A 21,654-nucleotide genomic window follows, 5' to 3' on the forward strand; every position below is an offset into this window, starting at 1 on the left:
TTTATACAAACTTTTCTTGAGTGAGCAGAAACAATGTAAAGCACTTAACATTACGTAATAGGAGTAGAACCTTGAGTTAGGGCATATCCTTATAAATATCATTGTTATATGGAAAACTAGTGACCATAGTAATTTATATATATAAAATAGAGGCTGTGCAATTATTATAAAGTAATTCTTTGCACAACCTTATTTTTAGTTTAAGTTTTTTGAAGGTTTTGCTCATTAATTAAATGATTAATGAATTCATCTAGATTTTTGGGGTTTTGACTTTTTGATATTTTATTATAGTGATTATTGTTACATATAGGTCTTGCTGTAAATCTTCTCTATACTGTTTTGACGTTTGATATAATGATTTTTTAATTTTTGGATCAATTTCTCTAATGACGCTAGTAAGCTCAGTTTTATTCTCATACATTATTTAAGCCCTCCCTTAATCTTATTAAAACAGTGCCTCTCAGTGTTTGAAATGTATTGAGGAGATACTCTGAGTAATATAGAGACTTCTTTTTTAGTGTAGTTACCTACATATAGTAATGACAAAACTAACAACTGTCTTTCACTAAATTTTTTCATCAATCTATACAAATTAGGACAAGTGATGTGATCTAGAATGTCATTTGACCGAAACAATAAGTGATAATCTAGGTGATTTGAATTAACGGAAACGTCGTTACGATTTATATTGTCTATATATTTGTTTTTTTCTTTCTTTTCTGCTGTTTTATCTGCTATTAGTGGAAAGTGGTTTAGATATCTTCGTACTTTTTTATCAAATTCAACAGATTTGAAGTAGATTGACTTTGAAAGATACATGCTCAGCTTAGCTTTATAAAAGTGATTTCTAAAGGTTTCATTAAAGGTTATTTCCGTATCACTATTTGGATAATCTAAAAAAATGTGTAGGAGATCGAAGTTTTCCTTCTTCTCTAAAAAACTTTTCATGATTGGCTCATTGATTAATAAAATATAGTTTTCATTGATCAACTTAGCCAGCTTGTGATGTTGCTCCAAATAAATCACCACCTTTTGTATATAAAGCAGGGAATAAATAGAAAAAATAAACATCTCATTTAAAATTTTTCCTAGTTTATATTTTGGATGGTTTATATATTTGGATATAGTTAGAAGTTTATTGCGATAAATGCACCGTTTTTAGAACGTATGTTCTCTTATTGATATTGTAAACGAATACGAGTATGAGCACAAGGTCAATATTCAAGGTTTTACTCGGTAGAATTAGTATATATTTGTTAAGTTGAACATTTGCTGTTCAAAGAGTGGCTAAAAAGGGAGTAAGCCTCTTTCAAGTAAAAAATCATCTAGGTATCCCTGTTAGTTTTCATGTTTTTGGTAAACCCTATGGTGAAATGCGCATAGGAGGTTACATAATGAATAAGAAAGACATGGATTGGACGGTCTTTGGAATTAGTGGAGGATTATTGCTCGTATTTTTAATCGCTTCTATGATTGACGCTGGAGCTGTCGGGCAATTTGTGGATGCTTCGTTTGCCTGGTCTTCCAAGTATTTTGGAGCCTATTGGCAAGTGTTTATGGTGCTGACGTTTATCATAACGCTCATTATGAGTTTTACAGAACTTGGGACGGTTCGCTTAGGAAAGTTACCTCGACCGAATATTTCGCGGTTTAAGTGGCTGGCGATGCTCATGACGACGCTCCTTGCCGGTGGGGGTGTGTTTTGGGCAGCGGCTGAGCCGATGTACCATTATCTAGACGTTCCCCCAGTGTTCCTCGGTGATGATGCAACTGCTTCGGCAGTACATGCGGGACTATCGCAAGGCTATTTACATTGGGGATTTCTAGCGTGGACGATGATCGGGACATTAGGTGTTGTTGTGCTCATGTATGCAAAGGACAAGGGACAACCCCTTAAACCTCGTACCCTATTGTACCCGCTTCTTGGTGAGCGTGTGATGAATAAAAGTGTAATTGGAGCGACAGCGGATATTGTCTCCATACTTGCGGCTTGTGCAGGAACGATTGGACCGATTGGATTTCTTGGTTTACAAGCTGGATATGGGTTAAATGCCATATTTGGCTTTCCAGATACATTTGCCGTGCAAGTGAGCATGATTTTTGTGCTCGTTGGGATTGCGACGATTTCTGCGGCAACGGGAATTCATAAAGGAATTCAGTGGCTAAGCCGTTTTAATATTATATTTACGGTATTTCTAGCGGTACTCATCTTATTGCTCGGTCCGGCGATGTTCATTGTCGATCAATTCATTAGTGCATATGGATCCTACTTAATGAACTTTTTCCCGATGAGTTTTTATCGAGGCGATGAAGAGTGGTTATCGGGTTGGACGATCTTCTTTTGGGGATGGTTTATCGGTTATGGGCCGATTATGGCAATTTTTATAAGTCGAATTTCAGACGGAAGAACGGTCCGGGAACTGTTTTTGTCCGTTGCTTTTATTGCTCCTCTCGTGACGAATTTCTGGTTTACAGTTGTTGGGGGAACAGGATTATTTTACGAAATCAACACCCCTGGTTCGGTGAGTGACATTCTCTTTGAAGGCGGTCTGCCCGCATCGATTTTTGCGATTGTACAGCAACTGCCTCTTGCGACATTGTTTGCAATTGCATTTATCCTCGTAACGTGTGTATTTGTGGCCACAACAGCAGATACAATTTCATATTCAATCGGTATGATTATTAGTGGTCAACAAACCCCTCCGAGAACGGTTCGGATGTTTTGGTCCATTATCTTCGGTGCGGTTGCCGCTGTATTGTTGTATATCGGTGAAGGGACGATTGATGCGTTGCAGTCGTTTATCGTCGTGACAGCGGTGCCCGTCTTTTTGCTCATGCTCCCGACATTATGGCTGGCTCCCCGGGTGACGATGCGCATGTTGGCAGAAGCGAAAGCGACTCGTAAAGATGAACGCCAATACGATGAGGAAAACTTCACAGATTTGTGAAACCCATGCTCCTCTGCAAACGTAAAACATGCTATCATATAGGAATAGAATAGATACGGAGGTGGGGAAATGGGGAAAAGAGTCTTTCTTTTTATACTGACGAACATCTTGGTTATGACGACCATATTTATCGTCTGGTCCATTATATCAAGAGTCTTTGATATTCATTTGTACTCGAGTGACGGCATGTTGCAATTGTTACCACTCGCTATATTTAGTTTGATGTTCGGTTTTGGTGGTGCTTTTATCTCCTTGGCAATGTCCCGTTGGATTGCGAAGAAGATGATGAAAGTGCGTGTGCTCGACCCGAATGGTAACTTGAATCAATATGAGCGTAGTGTAGTGGAGAAAGTCCACCGCATGTCACGTGCAGCCGGCCTTGCTCATATGCCGGAAGTGGGAATCTATCACTCTAAAGAAGTGAATGCTTTTGCAACAGGGCCATCGAAAAAGCGCTCTCTCGTTGCGGTCTCTACAGGCCTTTTAGAGTCTATGGATGATGATGCGGTTGAAGGCGTCATCGCTCACGAGGTTGCTCACGTTTCAAACGGAGACATGGTCACGATGACGCTTCTCCAAGGAATTGTGAATGCGATTGTTATTTTTGCAGCGCGTGTCGTCGCGTTTGTTGCAGCTCAGTTCGTACGTCAAGAATTACAATGGATCGTTAACTTTGTCATGATCCTTGTGTTACAAATCTTGTTCTCAATCCTCGGAAGCCTTGTCGTGAACGCTTTCTCCCGTTATCGAGAGTATCATGCAGACAATGGCGGAGCTGATCTTGCAGGCAAGGACAAAATGATTCACGCATTGCAATCACTTCAACGTTATGCAGAACGAGCTACGGTCCAAGACCACCGCGATGATTCCGCTGTACAAACGATGAAGATTAACGGCAATGGCGGCATGATGCGTTTGTTCTCAACGCACCCTGCACTTAGCGACCGAATTGCAAGACTAGAGCAGAAATAGTTATTTATTTGAGCTAGACCGTAAAACACGGTTCTAGCTTTTTTAATGGTCTAAGGAAGAAAAAATTTAGATGAAACTTGGCACTGTTACTGCAGAGGATATCGTGTATAATAAAGACAAAATATCATCTGTCGACAGACGACAGGTATTTGTGGAGGGCACATTTATGAAAAGTTGGAAAATTGCAAGCATACCAGGTGATGGTGTAGGGAAAGAGGTTGTCCCAGCCGCAGAACGAGTGCTTCACGCCATGGCGGAAGTTCATGGCGGGTTTCAATTTGAATTCACGTCATTTCCGTGGAGTTGTGAGTATTATTTGGAGCATGGTGTGATGATGCCGGAGGATGGACTTGATACGTTGGCGTCTTTTGATAGCATCTTTTTAGGTGCTGTTGGAAACGAAAACCTTGTTCCGGATCATGTATCTTTGTGGGGTTTATTAATAAAGATTCGACGCGAGTTCGAACAAGTGATTAATATGCGCCCTGCGAAAGTGCTCCCTGGCGTCCGGTCTCCATTAGCGAACCCTAAGGAATTTGATTTTGTTGTCGTTCGTGAAAATAGTGAAGGAGAATACAGTTCGAGTGGAGGAAGAACAGGTCGGGGCGAAGATGAGATCGCCATTCAAAATGCGGTGTTCACGAGAAAAGGTACGGAGCGTGCCATGCGATTTGCTTTTGAACAAGCGAATAAGAGAGGTAGTCACGTAACGAGTGCAACGAAGTCAAACGGCATTATTCACAGTATGCCGTTTTGGGATGATGTGTTTAACGATGTGAAGATGGATTTCCCGAAGGTAACGACGGACTCGCAACACATTGACGCTCTAGCTGCTTTTCTCGTCACAAAGCCTGAAACACTAGATGTGATTGTTGCTTCAAACCTTTTTGGGGACATTCTTACCGACATCGGTGCTGGCATTATGGGAAGCATTGGTGTCGCTCCAGCCGCAAACTTAAATGTGAATGGAAAATATCCATCGATGTTTGAACCTGTTCACGGATCAGCCCCGGACATTGTCGGACAAGGAATTGCCAACCCGATCGGACAAATCTGGACTGCGAAAATGATGTTGGACCACCTTGGAGAAGAAGCGTCTGCATCGAAGATTTTGAATGCTATTGAACATGTGACTCGTGAACAAATTGTCACCCCTGACCTAGGGGGTACGGCAACGACAGAAGAAGTTACCGAAGCAATTATAAAACAATTAAAGAGGTGACCTATGGCAGAGCTAACGGTTGGAGGCATACGCATTCACTTTACAGATGACGCTCAGATTGAAAAGCCGGTGTGTGTATTGTTGCATGGATTTCCGCAAAGCTCGTTAACGTGGCGGTATGTCACTCCGTATTTGGCTAATCATTACCGTGTGATTATGGTTGATTTAAGAGGGTACGGAAAGTCGGACAAGCCGGTTCAGGAAGAACTGTACACAAATGAAATTATGGCCAATGATGTTGTGGAAGTGCTCGATCATTTGGACATTCATCAAGCACTAGTCGTAGGTCATGACCGCGGAGCAAGGGTCGCGAGAAGGCTCGCTTACGAAAAGCCAACACTCGTGAAGAAATTAGTGCTCATCGATATTTTGCCTGTAGAGTATGTGTATCAATTGTCTGCAGAAGAAGCAGCAAAGAAATATTGGCATTGGGTATTTCAAGTCATTCCAGATTTACCAGAGACCTTAGTTGAAGGCAAGGAAGAAGCGTTTCTTACTTATTTATTGGACCGTGGAGACGGCTTGTATGAACGGTTAAAGGCGGATGGTTCATTTGATGAGTACTTGCGTGACTTTCAACAGCCAGGTGCGGTAAAAGCGGCACTAAATGACTATCGCGCAACGTACCGAACCGATCTAGCATTCTATAAAAAAGGCGTAGACAAACTTCCCCAAGATACATTGTTATTATGGGGGGAGAACGGAAACCTCGCTGGATTACCTGTCATCGACGTATGGAAGCAAACTGTTGCTCGTGTCGAAGGTGTAGAAATTAAAGATTGTGGACATTATGTACCTGAAGAAAAACCAAGAGAAGTTGCGGAGTACATTCTTCAATTCGATGAATCATGACATGATAAGCCGACCCAGATACAAGTCTGGATCGGTTTTTTTAATCTGATAGCTGTTCGGCCATGGAAATAAATTTCTTCAGCGCGGAATCGACGTGCATGTCTTTGCGGTGTACGAATATGATTTGAATGTGAGAATGTGGCTCAGGAATATCATAAAAGGAAACAGGTCGATCAAATCGATGAGAGTCGACGAGGGAAATCGGTGCAATGGAGAACCCTAGACCAGCATTCACGCAATTTAAGATCGATTCAATCGTATTAAATTCCATAATTCGTCGCGGGTAAATCTCTTCTTCTGTCATCCACGTTTCTAGACGTTCACGATAAAGATCATACGGTCTTGTGAGCAATGTTTTATGTTGAACATCGCCCGGTGTGATGGGACTGCTTGAGTAGAGCACCAACTCTTCCGTGAAGATCTCCGTCGTGACAAGCTCAGGATGTTCAACAGGTCCAACCATAAACGCCCCGTCAAGCTGATAATTAAAAATATCATCGAGGAGAACTTTCGTTGTACCGACGCGTAAAGACAGTTCGACATCGGGGTAGTTTTTACTATAGTCAACGAGTAAATTCGGCAGGCGGCTGGAAGCTGTCGTTTCATTCGTTCCGATCCGCAACGTCCCATGAGGCATTTCATCATCGATAAGCGCAAGCGTTGTTTCGTCAACAAGTGCGAGAATCTGCTCAGCATACTGAAGAAGTTGACGTCCTTTCGGGGTTAAGGTCATCCCTCGGGGTTGACGAAAAAACAGATCGGTTTGAAACTCTTTTTCTAGCTTTTTAATTCGTGCTGTAATGTTGGACTGTACATAGTTCAGTACTTCGGCAGTTTTCGTTGTATTCTGTTCTTTTGCTAACGTAACGAAGATGTGCAAGTCTTTCAGTTCCATCGTATACTCCTATCATTTATAATGATCGATTGCGCTCATTCTTAATTATTTTTAATGATTGATATTATCTCATATAATATAATTAAAGCCAATCAACTAAGGGAGAAATGCTCATGTGGTTAATCGATGAATTAGGCATGACAAATGAAAAGAACAAAAACTTTTATCGTTTTATTCAAGAAAACTTTAGAAGGTATGAAAATAAAGAGCCGATGAAGCCGCTCACGTACCAAGTCATTAGCGAGGATACAGAAACATTGCTAAACGGATGGGCTTCGCTAAAGGACGACATGAAAAAGATTGATTCAACGGAAGAGAAGCTGAACGTGCTAAAGACGTTTATTGAAGTGAACACGAATAGCTCCAGCATTGATGAATTGCTCGAACAATTGGAAGTAGACGAAAACATGATGGTGCACAATGAATCGGACCAAAGTACAGTGGACACCTTGAAAGAATTGCGTCTCACGATTGATTCCATGCACAAACTTCACTTCGTTTAAAAGCAGCGAGAATATCGCATGAAATGAGGCCATAACTATGAACATTTCAGACGTCGTACGCCTCCCAGAACTAACCAACCGAGTAGTAAGTGAACAAACAGCCGCCAGTTGGATTTCTGATGGCATGACATTAGGGTTAAGTGGGTTTACTCGTGCCGGTGACGCCAAAGTCGTACCAAAAGCTCTAGCGAAAAAAGCAAAGAACGACCCGATGAAAGTCAATGTTTTTACAGGGGCGTCTCTTGGGGCTGACTTAGATAAAACGATGGCAGAAGCCGATCTTGTAAACAAGCGTCTCCCGTTCCAGGTGGATACAACGATGCGAAAGAGAATTAATGAAGGAGACATTTACTTCATTGACCAACATCTTTCCCACACATCAGAAGCTCTTCGCCAACAAGCGTTGCCCCCGATTGATTTTGCGATCATTGAGGCGGTAGCCATTACCGAGGACGGAGAAATTATTCCAACGACATCTGTTGGAAACTCAGCGTCATTTGCTGAGCACGCAAACGAGATTATTGTGGAGATTAATACGGCTCAACCAACATCATTAGAAGGTATGCATGACGTTTATCAGTTGGATGAACAGGGCAATCGAGACCCAATTCCGTTAACTGCTCCTGACGACCGCATCGGAGCAAAAGGCATTCGTGTTCACCCTGATAAAATTCGGGGCATCGTTTTCACTCACCAACTTGACTCCCCTTCAACTGTTACACCTCCAGACGACGAAACCGAACAAATTGCCAGGCATCTTATTTCCTTTTTAGAAAAAGAGAACGATGAAGGCCGTCTACCTGAAACGCTAGCACCGTTACAGTCGGGCATCGGTTCTGTCGCAAATGCTGTGTTTAGTGGATTAAAAGACTCACGGTTTAGAGACTTGGAAGTGTACTCCGAAGTGTTACAGGATTCGGTATTTGAATTGCTCGATCAAGGGATAGTGAAATCCGCCTCTGGATGTTCAATTACTCTTTCTCAAGACAAAATGAATGATGTATTTCCTCGATTGGATTCTTATAAAGATCGACTCGTATTACGAGCACAGGAATTCTCAAATCACCCCGAAATTATTCGTCGCTTAGGACTTATTTCCATTAATACCGCAATTGAAGCTGATTTATACGGAAATGTAAATTCCACGCACGTCTTGGGCACGAAGATGATGAATGGGATTGGTGGTTCTGGAGACTTTGCAAGGAACGCTCGCCTAAGCATCTTTGTCACAAAATCCATCGCAAAAGGTGGCGACATTTCCAGCATTGTCCCATTCGTTTCCCATGTTGATCATACAGAACACGATGTTGACATCCTCATTACTGAGCACGGGCTTGCAGATTTACGAGGACTCGCGCCTAGAGAACGTGCACCTGTGATCATTCGAAACTGTGCTGACCCAATCTACAGAGACCAGTTGCTCGATTACTTTGAGCGAGCCATTGATGAGAGTGGTGGCCAAACGCCGCACCTTTTACAAGAAGCCTTTTCTTGGTATCAACATTTCAAAGAGCATGGAACGATGCGCAATCAAGAATTCTCATATAACTAGCGCACCACAACAGAAAGAGACCGAGTGGTGAAAGCAAATAACCGCCCCCGAGACAAACGCTCAGGGGCGGTTATTTAATGAAATATACTACAGACAATGCCATAACAGGGCGTATTAGGGTAGATGTTTTCCTGCTTATATAAAGAGCAGGGGGGAATAACAGCTAGCTATGCCTACTTCATCTCGATTTTTATCATCAAGATCGAGCGAACCATTTGCACCTAAGATGTCGAAGTGAAACTGAATGGTCTCCCGCAAGAATCAAGCCGGCACCTCGTTGGCGTGTGAACTGGAGAGTTATCAACAAGGAGTGAATAGGAGGCTGTTATTTCAAAAAAATAACCAAGCCGGCATGTTCACTTCCGCATCGAGCTGAGTACGCTAAATTAGCGAGAACTCCTACCACCTATGTATACGTATACGAAGAAGCTTGTGTTTGCACCCACTCTCGACCGATGTCGAGGCAGTGTTTACTCACAAACCCTTCTAGTGTTACATGGTTTTGGATATTTATAGGGGATGGGAGATCTAGATCACCCCCGAAATGGTCTAGATCTCTGTAGCACACCGTAGCTCATCTGATACTTGCTCAAAAATGAACGTTCGTCTCTATAACGAACATCCAACCTTGTTTTTTCACATCAACCTTAAGAGATAACAACCATCGGCACCTTCGGTGCCGAAGATAAACCGAATGAACGTCGGCTTGACTCATGACAACGTCTCGCTGTCCTTTCTGACAGAAAGGGGGTGGAAGCTCTTACGTCTAGCTTATGGAACGGTTTTCTTACGGTGTAAGCGTGATCCATGCGGTGAATAGAATAGCACAAGGCCAAATGGATGGTGTGCCCACTTGCCACGCAAAGGGGCCCTTACTAGACAACACTTCCTTAGTGGTTTTTAATCGACTGCTCACCGTGAAGGAACGTTTGCAATTGTTCTTCACGATCTCTTTGACGCAAGAAGTAGTCGGTTGAAATATATTTGAGAAGCTCCTGACGCTTGTTTTTGTTAATATGCGTTTTTATTTGTGTTCTTGCTTCTTCTAAAAACGCGAGGTCTTGCTCTATACTATCTGGAAGCAGCTGTTCAATTTGTTGGCGCAACTGCTGTGAATAATAAGGGCTGGCACCATCTGTTGACGTTGTTACGATCAGGTTGCCTCGGTGGATAACGGCAGGAAAATGAAAATCGCTTTTCTTTACGTCATCAGCTCGGTATATGAGTTGACCAGGTGCGCGATTTTTCGATATGGCATCATGCAACTCATAATTGTCGGTGCAAAGGACAATGAGATTAGCGGTTAAGCATTCATGTTTCGTCAAGTATCGGGGTTCCCAACAAACGAAACCATGAAAACATTCAGGTAAAGAAGGGGAGATGACGGTGATCTGAATGCCGCTGTCGAGCAGATGGCGAATTCTTCGCGACCCGACATTCCCTGCGCCAACGACGACGGCATTCATTGAAGTGGGGTGCAAGACGATGGGTAACTTGCTCATTGGAGTATTTGCCCTTCCAATGCTTGTTTCGCCCTTGCAACAATAACTGGAGCGAGCGCGGCGTCTTTGCCTAAAAAGTCACAGCGAACATACGATGTTGGACCTGTTCTTGTCTGCAAAAAATCGTCTAGTTCGTTCATGAGCACCCCAGTGAACAATAAGTACGGAAGCACGTACGTTTTCTCTGACCCCAGTTTCTCCAATTTCTCTATTCCTTGTTCCAAAGTGGGGGTTGTTGCGGCTAGAAAGCAAATCTCAATATTTTCACACGCGGTTCGCTCAAAGATGAGGCGGGCGATTTTCGCTACATCACTCGGCTGGTAGCCATCACTTGAGCCCCGTCCAACGACTAAAACGTCATGAATTCGTTCAGTGTCTTTTGTCATTTTCGGTAACCCTGAATCTATGAGACGTTTAACCGCTAGGTCTACCGCTTCTTCGCATACGCCAATCGTTTCACCGTACGTAAATGTGATGTGTGGAAAGCGATGTTTGACCGCTTTCACTTCTTCAGGTATGTCAGTGCGGGCATGACCGGCTGTTAAAAGTAATACGGGAACGATTGCAATGTTTCGGGCGCCATTTTCAATACACGATTCAATGGCTCTAGTAATCGTAGGTGCTGACAACTCAATAAAACCGTACGTTTGGAACAGGTTGTCGCCAGGCATTTGCCGCATCACTTCTTCAATGAAGCGCTCAAATTGTTGAACGCCGGTTTTCACTCGACTGCCATGCCCGACGTAAAGAATCGCTTGCATCGTCTTCCTCCTTTATATGAAACCACACACTTGCTTTTCGTCTTGTTTCTTCATCAAAACAAACAGCATCAACGTTTGCGATCCAATCGGTCAGATTCCCTTTTTCCAAACCGTCAATAAAAAACGCCACCGATCGTTCGGTTGGAAAATAAACAACAGTACGTTCCTCGTCTTTGAATTGATTGTGTAAACACAAATGACTCACTGGATGATACGTGTGGCGCGTGCTTGCTGTATGTTTCGTCAACGGAGCACTCGTCAATCGTACGGCACTTGAGCCGCTTCCAGCCATCGTAGAGGATAACCCGTACTGTTCAAGTTGGACGCGCGCTCGGTCAGTTGTAGCAATAAGTCTTGAATAGACGGAGCGAATATCAAGGGATTGCTCTTTTAACCAATGGAACCAATGGTTAACGGCCGTCGCATCATCAAATTGTACAGATGGAATGTGCGACCAATCAACGTCTGGTGAGGGTAAAGGGTGCGTGCTTGTTTTCGGATAAACAAGTACTTCTGCACCTTCATGTTCTAACACGTCTTCTAAATGGGTGCTAACATCTTCGTCATAGGCAATCACGACAGATGTCCCGAAGCGAGGCTTCTTTTCCCACCAACTCGTGTCGTTATGCAGGTGATTTACGTTTCCGACGAGCGTTATGGCAGGGTTAATAACGGCCATTTCCTTTGCGCGTTTAGCGAGCGTTCCTAAGCTTGCACGAACAGAGCGTTGTTTTGAGGTCGTGCCCCATTCAATGATGAGTGCTGGTTCATTAGGGCTTCTGCCGTGGCGGAGCAATTGTTCAGTAATCTGCTCAAGGTTATTGATCCCCATGTAAAAAGCGAGCGTTTCAATACCCGCGAGTGCCTTCCAATCCAACTCATCGGCGGAGTCTTTCTTACGATGTCCCGCCGCAACAGCAAAACTAGCGCCGTAGTCGCGGTGTGTAACCGGAACTCCTGCATAAAGTGGAGCGGCGATTCCGGAAGTCACGCCTGGAACGATATCAAAAGGGATGTTTTGCTCATCTAGGGCTGCGGTCTCTTCGCCGACTCTTCCGAAAATTCCAGGGTCTCCGCCTTTTAAACGGACGACGGTCCGGTGTAGAAGGGCGTGACGAACGAGCTCTTCTTGAATCAGTTCTTGCCTCAATGTATGATGTTTTGGGAATTTCCCGACATAAATATACTCGGCTTCGGGAGGGGCATGTAGTAACAGTTTCGGATTGACAAGTCGATCATATAGCACCACGTCCGCTCGCCTCAAACAGCGGACTCCTTTGTCTGTCAGTAAACCATGGTCACCAGGGCCAGCACCTACGAAATATACATGTCCGCTATTCATTAGTTTCCCTCGGTATCCGACCGCGTTCTATTAGGAAATCGACAATTTCCTTTGCGCTTTCAGCAATGCTTTTGTCAGCAGTTTCAATGGTGACTTCAGGGTCAACGGGTGCTTCATATGGTGAGCTAATCCCTGTGAAATGCGGGATGCTGCCTGCTCTCGCGCGTGCATATAATCCTTTGACATCCCGCTTCTCACACGTTTCTAACGGGCAGTTCACATACACTTCAATAAATTCATCTTCTGAAAATAACTCCCGTACGAGGTCTCGGTCTGCTGTAAATGGAGAGATAAATGCGGTAGAAACGATCACCCCAGCATCAACAAATAGTTTCGACACCTCTCCAATTCTGCGAATGTTTTCCACACGATCGGTATCTGAAAAACCTAAGTCTTGATTTAAACCATGTCGTACGTTATCGCCATCTAACACATAGCTCGTTAGTCCACGTTCATGTAAAGCGACATCAACAGCGTTTGCGAGGGTGGATTTTCCTGATCCAGACAAGCCAGTAAACCAGAGCACGCAACTATGAAATCCTAGTTTTTTTTGGCGATCTTTTTTTGTGATCGTCGTGTTGTGCCAAGTAAGATTAGGTTGTGTCATGAGCCCACCTCTTTTTTCTTTTCTCCACGGATCAGCACTTCAATGACTTCTTGACGACTAAATTCCTTTGGAGGAAGGATTTCATTTTTCAACATCTCACGCACTTTCGTTCCCGACAGAATGACGTGTTCTTTCTGATCATGAGGGCATGTTTTGTGCGATGCCATACTGTCGCATGCGCGGCAATAAAAGCTATGCTCAAAAAATAATGGCATGATGCCTAGTTCATCTGGTGAAAATTCTTTAAAAATCTCTTGCGCTTCATACGTACCGTAATAGTCACCAACCCCAGCGTGATCGCGGCCGACAATAAAATGTGTACAGCCGTAATTCCGACGAACGAGTGCATGGAAAATGGCTTCCCTCGGCCCGGCATAACGCATGGCAGCAGGAAACACAGACAAGTGCACGCGATCTTTTGGATAATAACGTTGGAGAAGCACTTCGTAACTTTCCATCCTTACTTCAGCGGGGATGTCTCCGGCTTTTGTTTCTCCAACAAGTGGGTTCAAAAACAAGCCATCGATTGTTTCTAACGCGGCTTTTTGAATGTATTCGTGGGCGCGGTGGACAGGGTTTCTCGTCTGAAAGCCGACGACCGTGTTCCAGCCATTGTCTTTAAACACTTTTCGGGTTTGTGCAGGGGTGAGATAGTAGGAAGCGAATTCTGGTCGGTCAATTTTTTTCGTCAACACAACATCACCGCCTACATAAATCGGTGCTCGAGAGAACAACTTGGCAACACCGGGGTGCTGTTCATCTGAGGTTCGATACACGAGTTCGGCTTCACGAATCTTGTTCGGTTCATAGATCGAAGAAATTGTGATTGTCCCATACGTTTCACCGTCAAAATCGAGGCGAACTTCGTCGCCGATATCAAAAGAGGATGCGTCAAAAACGGGCAAAGTGATAGGCAAGCTCCATGCCTCGCCAGACGATAAGTGCATATGTTCAACGACGTTTTCATAATCTTTCTCATCTAAAAAACCAGTTAGTGGACTGTACCCTCCAATTCCGATTAGCTCCAAATCAGAAAGAGCAAAGCCATCCAGCTCAATGGATACTCTAATATGGTTCGTTTCTTTTTCAGGTTGATAGCGGTTTACGAGTGTCAACGTTCGTTTCCTCCTTCGGCGTGTAAGCCACATTCTGTTTTCGTCGTTCCAGCCCATCGGCCTGCTCTTTCATCCTCCCCTGGTAGTACTGGGCGGGTGCAATGTGTGCAGCCGATACTCGGATAATGTTGGTCATGTAGGCGATTGTACGGCAGTTGGTGCAGCTCAATATACATCCATATTTCTTCTTCAGTCCAATGAATCAACGGACAAATCTTGATTTTCTGAAATTTGTGATCAGCGTTTATGAACTCCGTCTTCGCTCTTGTTGGAGATTGCTCTCGCCGTAACCCTGAAAGCCAAGCATGATAAGGTGTAAGCTCTCGTTCTAACACATCAAGCTTACGAATCTGACAACAAAGATCAGGGTTCGTTTCCCACAAGCGCTCGCCGTGAGTTCTCGCTTGCTCATCGGGAGTGAGCATCGGTTTAGCGAGTGTGATTTGAAATTGTGGGTAACGCTCTTTCACTTCTTCGATGAGCGCATACGTTTCATCGAAATGAAAGTCGGTATCTAAAAAAAGGATGTGAGCATTTTTCTGAACTTTAGAAAGGAGATCGAGTAGTACCATCGCCTCTGCTCCGAAGCTACAAGCGTACACAAGTTGGTGACCGTACGTTGTGTTTGCCCACTTTAATACATCCAACGCGTCCTTTTGATGAAGCTGTTTATTCAACACTTCGTAATCTTCACGTGTAGACGTTTCATACGTTGGCGTCATTTCTCTGTCTCCTTTCGAAGATTATTCATACTAAATTGATATGTTTTAAAGTGATTCTACATTCTCATTCTTTCTTTGTCAAAATAAATTAAAAAAAGGGATTTTAACAAAGTATATGATACATATGCCGGTTTTGATCAATTATTCCTATTTGACAACTAGGAATAATTACCATAAGATGAGATATAAATTTTAGCAATGACTGAACATTCCATCTTCCGAATGCGTAAAAGAGTGGAATGAGGCAAGGGGGGGAATATGTTGCATCTGAAAAGTACAAATAGTCCTTTTACAGACGAGCAAGTTGAATGGTTGAACCAACTTCTGCCGGGACTAACTGTGGAACAAAAACTGTGGTTGAGTGGATATTTGAGCGGGACCGGTGGGAATTCTGAAGTCGCTAGAGCGGGTGTGACTGATGAGCCGCACGCTTTAGCCCCTGAACGACAAGACACGCCTGTCCAAACGGCTACCGTTTTGTACGGTTCGCAAACAGGGAACTCGCAAAGTGTCGCAGAAACACTAGCAAGAGCGTTAACGAATAACGGGATGGAGATCACACTCCAATCGATGTCTGACTATAAGCCGAAAGAGCTTAAGTCTGTTGAACGTCTCTTTGTCGTCATTAGCACACACGGGGAAGGAGACCCACCTGATAACGCCATTTCCTTTTATGAATATGTTTTTGGTCGCAAAATGCCAAAACTAAAAGATGTGAAATTCTCCGTATTATCTCTCGGAGATGAATCGTATGAATTTTATTGTCAAACAGGCAAGGAACTGGACCGGAAATTTGAAGAACTTGGCGCGGAAAGGATCGTAGCGAGGGTTGATTGTGATGTTGATTTTGAAGAAGATGCCAATGATTGGGTCGAGCAAGTAGCTGCTAAAATGCTCGAGGAAAGCCCAGCAGTCCCAGCATCTATCGTCGATCCGATCTCGGTAACGGAGCAACCATCCATCTATTCGAGAAGTAAGCCTTTCCAGGCGGAAGTATTGGAAAATATTAATCTTAACGGGCGTGGCTCGAACAAAGAAACGCGTCACCTTGAACTTTCCATAGACGGATCAGGGTTTACCTTTTCTCCAGGGGATAGCATTGGCATATTTCCAGAAAATGATGAAACGCTCGTCGATCACTTTATGACGATAATGGCGTGGGAAGCGAACCAAGAAGTGGAAATTAACAAAAAAGGGGATACGCTGCCTTTACGTGAGGCGTTAATTAGGCACTTTGAAATTACGGTTTTAACGAAACCTTTATTACAGAAAACGGTGGCCTGGACGGAAAGTGACGCACTACCTCAATTGTTAGAAGCCGAACAAAACGATGTGTTACAGGCGTATTTAGAAGGCAGAGACCTTGTTGACTTTGTTCAAGATTACGGGCCTTTTACAGTTTCGGCTCCTGAGTTTGTCGGTGCGCTCCGAAAGATTCCTCCGCGTCTGTATTCGATTGCGAATAGTCAGTTGGCGAATGAAGATGAAGTCCATCTTACGGTATCAGCTGTTCGCTATGATGCCCATGATCGTAGCCGTGCTGGTGTATGTTCGGTGCAATGTGCCGAACGAACAGGAGCAGGTGGGAGCTTACCGATTTTCGTTCAGAAAAATGATAACTTTCGGTTACCAGAAGACCCTGAAACCCCGATCATCATGGTCGGCCCAGGCACAGGGGTTGCCCCGTACCGCAGTTTTTTAGAAGAAAGAGAAGAGCGAGATGCAAAAGGGAAGTCTTGGTTGTTTTTTGGGGATCAACATTTTGTTGATGACTTTTTGTATCAGTTAGATTGGCAACGGTGGCTCGGTGACGGCGTGCTCACGAAAATGGATGTCGCTTTTTCAAGAGATACGAGTGAAAAGATTTATGTTCAGCACCGAATGAGAGAAAAAGCAAAAGAAATGTACGCATGGATTGAAGAAGGTGCGGTTATTTACGTTTGTGGAGACGAAAAACAAATGGCTCAAGATGTGCATACTGCGCTCATCGATATTATTTCTGAACAAGGTCGATTTGAACGAGCTGAAGCAGAAAGTTATGTGAAGCAAATGCAACAAGAGAAGCGGTACCAAAGAGACGTCTATTAACGAGGTGAAAGAAAATGGCAAATGAAGATCGCCCTCATATTCAAACCGGTCCTCCAAGTGATGTTGAGGACATTAAAGAAAAGAGTGATTACTTACGAGGCACGTTAGTCAACACGTTGCAAAACCCGCTCACCGCAGGAATTCCAGAAGAGGATAACCGCTTAATGAAATTCCACGGCAGCTATTTGCAAGATGACCGAGATTTACGTAATGAGCGGAGACGACAAAAGCTTGAGCCTGCTCATCAATTTATGGTTAGAGTGCGAGCGCCAGGCGGGGTCGCCACCCCTGAACAATGGCTTGCAATCGACAACTTGGCGACAACGTATGGCAATGGCACACTCAAGCTAACAACTCGGCAAGCTTTTCAAATCCATGGGATTTTGAAATGGAACATGAAAACGAGCATACGGGCAATCAATGATTCATTGATGGATACACTCGCAGCTTGCGGGGATGTGAACCGCAACGTCATGTGCAACCCCAATCCAGATGAATCGGCAGTGCATCAACAAGTTTATGAATGTGCGAACAAATTGAGCGATTATTTGTCGCCGCGGACGAGGGCGTATCACGAAATATGGCTCGATGAAGAAAAGATTGAAAGCAACAAGGAAGTAGAACAAGAACCGATGTATGGGAAGTTGTATTTGCCGCGAAAATTTAAGATGGGCATTGCCATTCCTCCGTCCAACGACGTGGATGTATTCTCTCAAGACATAGGGTTAATCGCAATCATTGAAAATGAAAAGTTGCGAGGGTTTAATGTGAGCGTCGGTGGTGGCATGGGCATGACTCACGGTGATTCACACACGTATCCACAGCTTTCGAGGGTCATTGGTTTTTGTACGCCAGAGCAAGTGACGGATGTCTCTGAGAAGTTGATTACGATTCAACGTGATTTCGGAAATCGTCATGAACGAAAGTATGCGAGATTCAAATATACGATTGATGCGAGAGGCATCGACTGGTTGATTGACGAGTTGCACGAACGATTAGGGTACAGTTTAGAAGAAGCAAGGCCCTATTCATTTACGGATAATGGCGACCGTTACGGTTGGGTGAAAGGTGTGAACAATCGTTGGCATTACACATTGTTCGTGCAAAACGGCCGTATTAAGGACGAAGAGCAGTACGAACTAATGAGTGCAATTCGCGAAATAGCCCGCATTCACACAGGGGAATTCAGACTTTCTCCCAATCAAAACCTCGTCATTAGCAACGTGACCGCTGCGAAGAAAAAAGCGATTCGTGAGATTTTAGACCGGTATCATATTGTTGATTCAAAGCAAATTTCCGCGTTACGCAAAAGTTCAATGGCGTGCGTGTCATTTCCAACTTGCGGCTTGGCTATGGCTGAATCCGAGCGTTACTTGCCGAGTTTGATCGATAAACTAGAAGAAACCGTAAATGAAGTGGGCTTGCGTGATAAAGAAATCGTCATTCGCATGTCTGGATGTCCTAACGGTTGCTCACGAGCGGCAATGGCCGAAATTGGTTTTATCGGTAAAGCCCCTGGTAAATATAACTTGTATCTCGGTGGAGGGTTTAAAGGCGAACGTCTAAGCAAAATGTACAAAGAAAACATTGGCGAAGAAGAAATGCTGGACACGCTCCGCCCGTTGCTCAGTGATTATGGCAAAAACCGATCGGCAGGCGAGCACTTTGGTGATTACGTCATCCGAGCAGGGTATATAAAAGCAACGAGTGATGGAACGAATTTTCATGATTGAAGAGGGACTCCTTTTGGGGAGTTCTTTTTTTGTGTGGATGAGTAAAGAACAACGGCAATAAACCACGCTTCGGAATGTTTGTAACTCATTCGTAACTCGTCTATTTACAATTGAAATTAGGAACGATTATCGACAAGGGGGAAGGTTAGGGTGGCAAAAAAACAGTGGGTTTTATTTTCAAGCATTACGACTTCACTTTTTCTAACAATGGCGGCTTGTTCTAGTGATGATTCAGCATCTGGAGGAGACACAGATGATCCTGTGAAGATTGGTGTGTTAACTTCTCAAACCGGTCTACTTGAGGCGTATGGAAATCAGATGATCAATGGTTTTCAAATTGGTATTGATTATGCCACAGAGGGTACGAGGGAAGTTGCGGGCAGGGAAATTGAAGTGATTATTCGAGACACCCAAACGGACCCGCAAGTGGCTGTGCAACAAGCTACAGAGCTTTATGAAGATGAAGAGGTGGACATTTTAGTCGGGGCGGCTGATAGCGGGGACACACTAGCGGTTCTCCCATTAGCAGAGACGTATGATCGCATTATGATTGTTGAGCCGGCAGTCGCAGATGCGATCACAGGGGAAGAATGGAATCCGAATATTTTTAGAACCGGTCGAAACTCAACACAAGATGCGATAGCGGGGGCAGCAGCAATTGCGGAAGAGGGTACGCAAATTGCTGTGTATGCTCCGAACAGTTCATTTGGACTTGATGGGGCAGAAGCATTCATAGAGGAAGCCGAACGTTTAGGTGCAGAAATTGTGTTGGAAGAGTACCCTGCACCAGATACAACCGACTTCACGTCAAGTGTACAACGTGTCATTGAAGCAGATCCGGACTATATGTTCGTCATTTGGGCGGGGTCAAATACGCCGTGGGGATCTTTTAATGATATGGGGCTTACCGATCGAGGCATTACAATTTCAACAGGAGCCCCGGACATTGCAGCATTAGGCACGATGGGAGATCTCGTAGGGATGGAAGGATTCTCGGTCTATCATTACACACTCCCAGATAATGAAGTGAATGATTACCTCGTAACCGAACACGAAGAAGAACACGGGTCCCCACCTGATTTGTTTACAGCTGGAGGCATGGCAAGTGCCATGGCAGCGGTTCAAGCTTTAGAGGAGTCTGAAGGTGCAGCAGATGCCCAGACACTCATTGAGGTAATGGAAGGAATGACGTTTGATACACCAAAAGGTCCGATGACATTCCGAGCAGAAGATCATCAAGCGTTGCAGACGATGTATTCCATTACGTTGGAAGATAACCCCGACTATGAGTACCCACTTCCAGTATTGAATGAGGCGCTCGAACCGGAACAAACGGAACCACCAATTCGAAACAACAGGGAGTAGATGGTATGGCAGAGGCTTTGCTTCAAACTGACCAACTGAGCATTCAATTTGGGGGCCACAAAGCGGTAAGCGATGTATCCTTACGTGTTGAAGACCGAACATTCAAAAGCATTATCGGGCCTAACGGAGCAGGTAAAACAACGTTGTTCAACTTAATTAGCGGTCAACTAAAGCCAACGAGTGGACGTGTGTTGTTTCGGGGAAACCCGATTCAACATTTGTCCCCGCCTAAACGCACGAAGTTAGGCATTGGGCGCTCCTTTCAGATTACGAATATTTTCCCGAATTTAACGGTGCTAGAAAACGTTCGGATGGCTGTTCAATCAAAAGAAAATGTGTATTTTTCCATGTTCCGTCATTTTAAGTCATTCCCCGAGCTTGAGGCGAAAGCGTACGAGTACTTAGTGACTGTGCATTTGAGTGATAAAGCAGATCAGGTCGCAAGTGCATTGGCACATGGGGAGAAACGCAAATTAGAAATCGCCATTTTGCTAGCTTTAGATGCTGAGGTGCTACTACTTGATGAGCCAACGGCAGGCATGTCATTGGAAGAAGTGCCGGCGATTATAGATGTGATCCGCTCGATTCGTGACCAGAGAGATCGAACCATTGTACTGATCGAACACAAAATGGACTTGGTGTTGGATTTGTCCGACTCGATTGCAGTGCTATTTCACGGTGAACTGATTGCAGATGACGAACCGGAAGCCATCATGAAACACGACCGTGTGCAATCGGCGTATTTAGGAGGGGATGTAGTCGATGACGATGCTTCAAGTACGTAACATTGAAACGTATATTCAAGAGTTTCACATTTTGCAAGGTGTAGAATTTGACGTTCCTGAACAAGAGGTGACGGTTCTATTAGGACGAAACGGCGCTGGCAAAACGACAACGATGCGCTCGATGATGGGCCTTAACCCTGCTACAAAAGGAGAGATTCTTTTTCAAGGAGAGAGTATCCGGGAATTGCCTCCTCACGTAATCGCCAAAAAAGGGATTGGCTATGTGCCGGAAGATCAAGATATTTTCTCAGATTTAACGGTGCAGGAGAATTTGCGTGTAGCGAAACGTAAGGAAAACGAAAAAACAGAGAAACGAGAAAAGTGGATTTTAGAGTTGTTTCCGGATCTGAAAATTGCCTACACAAGAAAAGGAGGCAACTTATCTGGAGGGCAAAAACAAATGCTCTCCATCGCCAGAGCACTCGTAAACGAGACACCACTTCTGCTCATTGATGAGCCGAGCAAAGGTTTAGCCCCAATTATGGTCGATAAGGTGATGGAAGCATTAAATGTCATCAAACAAACGACCACTGTACTTCTCGTTGAGCAGAACTTTCGGATGGCAAGTAAAATGGGCGAGCGCTTTTACATCCTTGATGAGGGAAGAACGGTTCACCACGGACAGATGCGTCAGTTGGAAGAAGATAAAGAACTGCGGCAGAAATATTTAGGTATCGCATAGAAAGCAGG

General features: G+C 44.2%; 20 protein-coding genes. 11 read left to right on the forward strand and 9 right to left on the reverse strand.

Annotation, left to right across the window (positions count from 1 at the left end; all coding sequences use genetic code 11):
- Window positions 1–250: 250 nt before the first annotated feature.
- Both ACE1TF_RS09995 and ACE1TF_RS10000 read right to left on the reverse strand, forming a co-directional pair.
- The gene (locus ACE1TF_RS09995; RefSeq protein ID WP_375016393.1) at window positions 251–421 is read right to left on the reverse strand and encodes a hypothetical protein; all 171 of its coding nucleotides are present in this window, start codon (window positions 419–421) and stop codon (window positions 251–253) included.
- Window positions 421–1,017 carry a sigma-70 RNA polymerase sigma factor region 4 domain-containing protein gene (locus tag ACE1TF_RS10000; RefSeq protein WP_375016395.1) on the reverse strand — a complete coding sequence of 199 codons (597 nt, stop codon included), beginning with the start codon at window positions 1,015–1,017 and terminating at the stop codon, window positions 421–423. Before ACE1TF_RS10000 ends, ACE1TF_RS09995 begins: the two co-directional genes overlap by 1 nt.
- A 377-nt stretch (window positions 1,018–1,394) precedes the next feature.
- On the opposite strand from ACE1TF_RS10000, the gene ACE1TF_RS10005 reads away from it, so the two are divergent.
- The 4 genes from ACE1TF_RS10005 (at window position 1,395) to ACE1TF_RS10020 (ending at window position 5,994) form a co-directional block, all read left to right on the forward strand.
- A complete protein-coding gene (locus ACE1TF_RS10005) occupies window positions 1,395–2,948 on the forward strand; it encodes a BCCT family transporter (protein ID WP_375016397.1) in 1,554 nt (517 codons plus the stop codon).
- Window positions 2,949–3,017: 69 nt separating this feature from the next.
- Window positions 3,018–3,920, forward strand: a complete 903-nt coding sequence (gene htpX / locus ACE1TF_RS10010; protein WP_375016399.1) for a protease HtpX — start codon at window positions 3,018–3,020, stop codon at window positions 3,918–3,920.
- 166 nt (window positions 3,921–4,086) lie between these two features.
- Window positions 4,087–5,142 carry a tartrate dehydrogenase gene (locus ACE1TF_RS10015; protein ID WP_375016401.1) on the forward strand — a complete coding sequence of 352 codons (1,056 nt, stop codon included), beginning with the start codon at window positions 4,087–4,089 and terminating at the stop codon, window positions 5,140–5,142.
- Window positions 5,143–5,145: 3 nt separating this feature from the next.
- Window positions 5,146–5,994 (forward strand): alpha/beta fold hydrolase, encoded by an 849-nt coding sequence (locus tag ACE1TF_RS10020; protein WP_375016403.1) that lies wholly within the window; start codon window positions 5,146–5,148, stop codon window positions 5,992–5,994.
- 40 nt (window positions 5,995–6,034) lie between these two features.
- Here the strand turns inward: ACE1TF_RS10020 and ACE1TF_RS10025 are convergent, their stop codons facing one another.
- Entirely contained in the window at window positions 6,035–6,889 is an 855-nt protein-coding gene (locus ACE1TF_RS10025) for a LysR family transcriptional regulator (RefSeq protein ID WP_042399804.1), read from the reverse strand.
- Window positions 6,890–7,002: 113 nt separating this feature from the next.
- On the opposite strand from ACE1TF_RS10025, the gene ACE1TF_RS10030 reads away from it, so the two are divergent.
- Window positions 7,003–7,392 carry a hypothetical protein gene (locus ACE1TF_RS10030; protein ID WP_042399806.1) on the forward strand — a complete coding sequence of 130 codons (390 nt, stop codon included), beginning with the start codon at window positions 7,003–7,005 and terminating at the stop codon, window positions 7,390–7,392.
- Window positions 7,393–7,429: 37 nt separating this feature from the next.
- A complete protein-coding gene (scpC, locus tag ACE1TF_RS10035; protein WP_375016406.1) occupies window positions 7,430–8,944 on the forward strand; it encodes a succinyl-CoA:acetate CoA-transferase ScpC in 1,515 nt (504 codons plus the stop codon).
- 890 nt (window positions 8,945–9,834) lie between these two features.
- Here the strand turns inward: scpC and ACE1TF_RS10040 are convergent.
- Genes ACE1TF_RS10040 through ACE1TF_RS10065 form a run of 6 tightly spaced genes read right to left on the reverse strand, consistent with a single transcriptional unit; the run spans window position 9,835 to window position 14,993 of the window.
- Window positions 9,835–10,446, reverse strand: coding sequence for a precorrin-2 dehydrogenase/sirohydrochlorin ferrochelatase family protein (locus ACE1TF_RS10040; RefSeq protein WP_375016408.1), 612 nt, complete (start codon window positions 10,444–10,446; stop codon window positions 9,835–9,837).
- Window positions 10,443–11,207 (reverse strand): sirohydrochlorin chelatase, encoded by a 765-nt coding sequence (locus tag ACE1TF_RS10045; RefSeq protein WP_375016410.1) that lies wholly within the window; start codon window positions 11,205–11,207, stop codon window positions 10,443–10,445. The genes ACE1TF_RS10040 and ACE1TF_RS10045 overlap by 4 nt, the downstream gene beginning before the upstream one ends.
- Window positions 11,146–12,549 (reverse strand): uroporphyrinogen-III C-methyltransferase, encoded by a 1,404-nt coding sequence (gene cobA / locus ACE1TF_RS10050; RefSeq protein ID WP_375016412.1) that lies wholly within the window; start codon window positions 12,547–12,549, stop codon window positions 11,146–11,148. The genes ACE1TF_RS10045 and cobA overlap by 62 nt, the downstream gene beginning before the upstream one ends.
- The gene (cysC, locus tag ACE1TF_RS10055) at window positions 12,542–13,156 is read right to left on the reverse strand and encodes an adenylyl-sulfate kinase (protein WP_042399817.1); all 615 of its coding nucleotides are present in this window, start codon (window positions 13,154–13,156) and stop codon (window positions 12,542–12,544) included. The genes cobA and cysC overlap by 8 nt, the downstream gene beginning before the upstream one ends.
- Entirely contained in the window at window positions 13,153–14,304 is a 1,152-nt protein-coding gene (sat, locus tag ACE1TF_RS10060; protein ID WP_375016889.1) for a sulfate adenylyltransferase, read from the reverse strand. Before sat ends, cysC begins: the two co-directional genes overlap by 4 nt.
- The gene (locus tag ACE1TF_RS10065) at window positions 14,268–14,993 is read right to left on the reverse strand and encodes a phosphoadenylyl-sulfate reductase (protein WP_375016415.1); all 726 of its coding nucleotides are present in this window, start codon (window positions 14,991–14,993) and stop codon (window positions 14,268–14,270) included. Before ACE1TF_RS10065 ends, sat begins: the two co-directional genes overlap by 37 nt.
- Window positions 14,994–15,254: 261 nt before the next feature.
- Here ACE1TF_RS10065 and ACE1TF_RS10070 point away from each other — a divergent pair, with 261 nt between their 5' ends.
- The 5 genes from ACE1TF_RS10070 (at window position 15,255) to ACE1TF_RS10090 (ending at window position 21,646) form a co-directional block, all read left to right on the forward strand.
- A complete protein-coding gene (locus ACE1TF_RS10070) occupies window positions 15,255–17,081 on the forward strand; it encodes an assimilatory sulfite reductase (NADPH) flavoprotein subunit (RefSeq protein WP_375016891.1) in 1,827 nt (608 codons plus the stop codon).
- Window positions 17,082–17,095: 14 nt separating this feature from the next.
- On the forward strand, window positions 17,096–18,814 hold the full coding sequence (gene cysI / locus ACE1TF_RS10075) for an assimilatory sulfite reductase (NADPH) hemoprotein subunit (protein ID WP_375016417.1): 1,719 nt from the start codon (window positions 17,096–17,098) through the stop codon (window positions 18,812–18,814).
- Between the two features lie 150 nt (window positions 18,815–18,964).
- On the forward strand, window positions 18,965–20,179 hold the full coding sequence (locus ACE1TF_RS10080; protein WP_375016419.1) for a substrate-binding domain-containing protein: 1,215 nt from the start codon (window positions 18,965–18,967) through the stop codon (window positions 20,177–20,179).
- Window positions 20,180–20,184: 5 nt separating this feature from the next.
- Complete coding sequence (locus ACE1TF_RS10085) at window positions 20,185–20,964, forward strand: ABC transporter ATP-binding protein (RefSeq protein ID WP_375016421.1); 780 nt, start codon at window positions 20,185–20,187, stop codon at window positions 20,962–20,964.
- The gene (locus tag ACE1TF_RS10090; protein WP_375016423.1) at window positions 20,942–21,646 is read left to right on the forward strand and encodes an ABC transporter ATP-binding protein; all 705 of its coding nucleotides are present in this window, start codon (window positions 20,942–20,944) and stop codon (window positions 21,644–21,646) included. Before ACE1TF_RS10085 ends, ACE1TF_RS10090 begins: the two co-directional genes overlap by 23 nt.
- Window positions 21,647–21,654: the final 8 nt, after the last annotated feature.

Origin of the sequence: Geomicrobium sp. JSM 1781026, from assembly GCF_041949955.1 — a bacterium.
GTDB lineage: Bacteria > Bacillota > Bacilli > Bacillales > Marinococcaceae > Geomicrobium_A.